Origin of the sequence: Actinomadura sp. KC216 (assembly GCF_004348535.1) — a bacterium.
Lineage (GTDB): Bacteria > Actinomycetota > Actinomycetes > Streptosporangiales > Streptosporangiaceae > Spirillospora.
This window is the reverse complement of the sequence record NZ_SMJX01000472.1, coordinates 1-4,877: the sequence shown is the minus strand read 5'-3', so window position 1 is coordinate 4,877 and position 4,877 is coordinate 1. Positions and strand designations below refer to the sequence as shown.

5 protein-coding genes are annotated in these 4,877 nt (G+C 72.2%); all 5 read left to right on the top strand.

What is annotated here, in order from left to right; genetic code table 11:
- Positions 1-1,489, top strand: a 1,489-nt coding sequence (locus E1264_RS40260) for an alpha/beta hydrolase (RefSeq protein ID WP_132182455.1), incomplete at its 5' end; no start/stop codon positions are given.
- A gap of 113 nt (positions 1,490-1,602) precedes the next feature.
- A complete protein-coding gene (locus E1264_RS40255; RefSeq protein WP_132182453.1) occupies positions 1,603-2,625 on the top strand; it encodes a sulfotransferase in 1,023 nt (340 codons plus the stop codon).
- Positions 2,626-3,081: 456 nt separating this feature from the next.
- Positions 3,082-3,339 carry an acyl carrier protein gene (locus E1264_RS40250; RefSeq protein ID WP_132182451.1) on the top strand — a complete coding sequence of 86 codons (258 nt, stop codon included), beginning with the start codon at positions 3,082-3,084 and terminating at the stop codon, positions 3,337-3,339.
- Positions 3,340-3,350: 11 nt separating this feature from the next.
- Positions 3,351-4,034 carry an SGNH/GDSL hydrolase family protein gene (locus E1264_RS40245; protein ID WP_207936874.1) on the top strand — a complete coding sequence of 228 codons (684 nt, stop codon included), beginning with the start codon at positions 3,351-3,353 and terminating at the stop codon, positions 4,032-4,034.
- Between the two features lie 35 nt (positions 4,035-4,069).
- The coding region (locus E1264_RS40240; RefSeq protein WP_132182447.1) for an SGNH/GDSL hydrolase family protein at positions 4,070-4,877 on the top strand (808 nt) is incomplete at its 3' end.

Here is a 4,877-nt window from a genome sequence, read left to right as displayed (position 1 = left end):
GTCCCCGCCCCGGTCCCCGTCCGCGTCGCCGGGGCCGGCGCGCTACCTCGGCCAGCACCTCGAGTGGGGCGCGTGCCCGGCAGGCGCCACCGAACTGGTCAAGGCGGGGGCCGAGTGCGCGCAAATGATGGCGCCGCTCGATTACGCGGCCCCAGGCGGCCCGTCCATCGACCTCGCGATCTCCCGGATCAAGGCCAAGGACGGCGCGCACCGGCGCGGCATCCTGCTCGCCAACCCGGGCGGGCCCGGCGGCCCCGGGCTGGACTACGCGGCGCACCTCAGATCCTCGATGAAGGACGCCGCGGACCGCTACGACCTGATCGGCTTCGACCCCCGGTTCGTCGGCCGCAGCACCCCGATCTACTGCGGCGTCTCTCCGAAGGCGCAGCCGACGCGCTCACGGCGCGAAGCGTTCGAGGCGTCGGTCCGGAACGCGCGCGACACCGCACGCCGCTGCTACGAGCACGGGGACAACGCGGCGCTGCTGCCCCACGCGTCCAGCCGCAACGTCGCCCGCGACATGGACCTGATCCGCGCCGTCCTGGGCGAGCGCAAGCTCTCCTACTACGGCATCTCCTACGGCGCCGACCTGGGCGCGGTGTACGCCCAGATGTTCCCCGGGCACGCCGACCGCATCGTGATCGACAGCGTCACCGACCCGGCGCTGACGCAGTACGAGAACTTCCAGGCCGCCGGCGCGGCGCAGGAGCGGGGCCTGGACGAATGGGCCGCCTGGACGGCCCGCCGCTCCGCCGACTACCGCCTCGGGCGCACCCCCGGCCAGGTCAGGGCGACCGTCGAGAGCCTGTCCAGACACGTGGACGGGGGCCCGCTCCGCATCGGCGGCTTCACGATGGACGCGAGCGCGCTCGGCCTGATCCTGCGCCAGCTCGTCAGCACCGAGGAGTACGACGACGTGATGGCGAGGGCCGTCCGCAACCTGGTCGACGCCGCCGGCGGCCGGGCCGTCGAGCCGATCCCCGAGCTCCGCATGTGGCTGGAGGTGTTCAACACCCCGAGCCCCGAGCTCGACAACCAGTTCAACAGCGCCAACGCGATCCTGTGCGGCGACGGCGGCTGGCCCGCCGGGGGCTGGCCGTCCGACCCCGGGCGGTACTGGCGGAACATCGAGCGCGCCCGCCGCACCCAGCCGGTCTTCGCGGCGACGGCCAACGCGATCTTCCCGTGCCCGTTCTGGAAGATCGAGCCGCGCGAACCCGAGGTCGAGATCCGCAACCGGGTCCCCCTGCTGATCCTTCAGGCGAAGCGCGACAACAACGTCCCGTACGCGGGCGCCGTCGCCATGCACCGCAGGCTCAAGGGCTCGCGCCTGGTCTCAGCGGACATCCGCTCCCACGGCGTCTACGGGCGCGGCGCCGACGGGCTGACACCCGTGCCGTGCGCGGACGGCATCGTCAACGCCTACCTGCGCACCGGCGTCCTGCCCGCCGCCGACGTCGGCTGCGCCCACCCGGACGAGACGCGCTGAGCGGACATACGCCGCAGACCGTCGCGCCAGCGGGGAGGTCACGGGGGAATCTTCAGGTTTCGTTGATGTCGCTTTGGGCTTCGTCCCAGGCGACGCGGGTACGTTCGCCGCCCATGAATCCGCAGATCAGCCGCCCCGTCTTCGTCCTCGGCTGCCCCCGGTCGGGGACGACGCTGCTGCAGCAGATGCTGCACTCGCACCGGCGCATCGCGTTCCCGTCCGAGACGCGGTTCGTGCACACCGCCTACGAGGCGCGGCACCGGTTCGGCGATCTGGAGCGCGCGGCGAACCGGCGGGCGCTGGCCGAGTGGATCACCCGTGGCGGGGACACCAAGTTCAGGGTCCTGGAGCTGGACGCCGAGGAGGTGATCGAGGAGATCGTGCACGGGCCCCCGACGCTCGGGTCGGCGCTCGCGATCGTCTTCCGCGCCTACGCGCGGCGGCACGGCAAGCCGCGCTGGGGCGACAAGCGCCCGAGCTACTTCCGGCGCGTGCGGATGCTCCGGCGGATGTTCCCGGACGCGCAGTTCGTCCATCTCGTCCGCGACGGCCGGGACGCGGTCAGCTCGCTGATGCGGATGCCGTGGTTCGACGGCGACATCTACGCGGCGGCGCTGACCTGGCGGGAGGCGGTCGACACCGGGAAGCGGCTCGGCCCCCGCCTCGGGCCCGGCACCTTCTACGAGCTCCGGTACGAGGACCTCGTCGCCGATCCCGAGCACGAGCTGCGGCGGCTCTGCATCTTCCTGGACGAGGAGTACGACCCCGAGATGACCAAGGCGTACCGGCACGCCCGGCGGACGGTGCCGTCCGCGCGCCGGTGGCATCTGCGCACGCACGAGGAGCCCAACAGCCGCCACGTCGGGGCGTGGCGGGACCGCTTGCGCGGCCCGGAGGCGGACCTGGTCGAGCACGTCCTCGCGTCCCGCCTGCTGGACCACGGCTACGCGCTGTCCGGTGCGGCGCGTCCCAGCGCCGCGGAGCTGGCCCGGTTCCACCGGATCGCGGCGCACCGCTGGCGGTCGCGGCACGCGCACGCGGTCCTGGACCGGCTCGTGCAGTCCCGCGAGCCGAACCCGGTCGTCTCCCTGCTGCGGGGCCCGGTGTCGGTGCCCGACCGCCTGGACGAGAGCTGACCTCTCCGCGAGGCGACCCTTACCTCTGGGCAAGACGCCTTGCCTGACAGTGTTGTACCGCTCGTTCAGTTGTCCGAAATTCTCATGGAACGTGCCGTATCGCCTGCGCGCCGGGCGGCCCGGCGGGGGCCGGGTGCGGCGGGCCCGCTGGGGAACGGCGCAGGTCGCGTGCCGTGATGCGGCGCGCGAGAAGGAACGGATCCCTGGGACGCAGGGGGTCGGCGGTGTCCGATCACGGCCCGGGTGGGTCCCTTAACGGAACGGGTTACCTGGCGGTAACTTTGCGCCGATTTACCATGGCACTGACATAATTTACGGAACGGAGACATGGTTGTGTCCGATCGTTCACATGTGGACTTGAGACACAACATCCATATCCCTGTATGTTGCGTGTTGCTCGTCTTCCGGTGCAATCGCTAATGTCTGCGAAGATCCTCTGACATAAGGGGGAGTGCGGTGACCAGATCGGAAACAATTTCCCACGGCGAGCTGCAATCGTGGCTTCTTGACAGGATCGCCTTCTACCTCGACAGGCCGGTGGAAAACATCGACCCGACGGTGGAACTCGCGCGCTATGGCGTGGACTCGGTCTACGCCATCAGCATCATCAGCGACATCGAGGACCATCTGCAGGTCGAGGTCGACGTGGCCGAGGCCCGCCGCCGGGAGACGGTGACCGCCCTCACCGACTACCTGCTCGAACTCGTCGCGTGATGGGCGGCGGCGTGTCCGAGGCCGACCGTTCCGAGGTCGGCGTTCCCCAGGCCGGCGTGCCCGCGGCGGGGCCTCCCGGGCCCGGTGCGGTCGCGCCCGCCATGGTGGTGCTCGGCGACAGCGTGGCCGAGGGGCAGGACGATCCCGACCCCGCCGGCGGGTGGCTCGGCTGGGCCGGGCGCCTGGCCCGCCACCTGGGCATTCCCCGCGAGGAGATGCTCAACGCGTCCGACCCCGGCGCGACGATCGAGGACGTCGTCCGCGACCAGCTGCCCGCCGTCCGGGCGCTGCGGCCCGGCCTGGTCGTGCTCGGGTGCGGCATGAACGACGCGCTGCGCGGGTTCGAGCGCCCGGCCGCCGCCGCCCGGCTGGACGAGCTGTTCGGCTGGGCCGCCGGCATCGGCGCGGTCACCCTCGCCATCCCGGTGCCGCGCCCGCCGCTGCTCGACCTGGCCCCGATGTCGCAGTTCCGAAAGAAACGCACCATCCAGCGGATTCACGACTTCAACGAGGAGCTCGGCCGCGCCGCGCGCGAGTTCGGAAATTCTTTTCCCGCGCGCGAATCGGTGGCGAAAGTCGCCGACCCCGCGATGTGGAGCGCCGATGGAATCCACCTCAACCCGAGAGGGCACGCTTATGTCGCGGAGGTGATCGCCGGTATCGCACGGAGCCTGCTCGCCGAGCGGGCGATCTGAGTCTCGGGGGCCAATTTTCTCAGTCTGGGATAGAGATGAAGAAACCATTCACCTTCTTGAACGGACGCTGGCGAACACGCGTCCCCCAGTCGATGATGCTCGTCCCGCTCGCGCCCGTCCTGGCCGTCCAGGCATGGCGGACGGTGCGCCGCACGCCCCGGCTCGACCCCGCGACGGGCGAGGAGCACGGCTTCGTCCCCGGCACGAACCCCGCGTCCGGCCCCGCCTTCCGGATGGTGGTGATCGGCGAGTCCACGGCCGCCGGGGTGGGGGCGTCCCAGCACGCGGAGGCGCTGCCCGGCTTCCTCGCGGAGGCGCTGCAGGAGCGGCTGCGGCGCAGCGTGGCCTGGTCGGTCACCGGCGAGAACGGCGCCACGGCCCGCCGCGTCGCGACCGGCCTCGTCCCGGCCGTGGACGGCCCGCCGGTCCAGGACCTGGTCGTCGTCACGGTGGGCATCAACGACCTGATCCGGCGGCGGCCGCTGCGGCGCTGGACGGCCGACCTCGCCGACCTCATCGCCGTCCTGCGCGGCAGGTACGCGGACGCGACGCTGGTCGTCGCGGGGATGCCGCCCGTGCACCGGTTCCCGGCCATCCCGCAGCCGCTGCGCCTCGTCCTCGGCGCGCGGGCACGGACCATGGACCGGATCATGCGGGACGTCGCCGTGGCGGGCGGCGCCGTCCACGCCCTCGCGCACCACGATGGGGGCGCCCGCGGCCCCTTCGGCGCGCAGCGCCTCGGCCGTGGGCAGGTCCAGGCCGGCGTAGGTCGAGGCGCGGTCGGTCAGCACGCACTCGAACGGGAAGTCCGCGATCTGGGCGGCCAGCTCGCGGGCCGCGCCG

Coding starts and splice junctions, on each gene's coding strand:
- E1264_RS40255 (WP_132182453.1), top strand. CDS start 1,603: ATGAATCCGCAGATCAGCCGCCCCGTCTTCGTCCTCGGCTGCCCCCGG.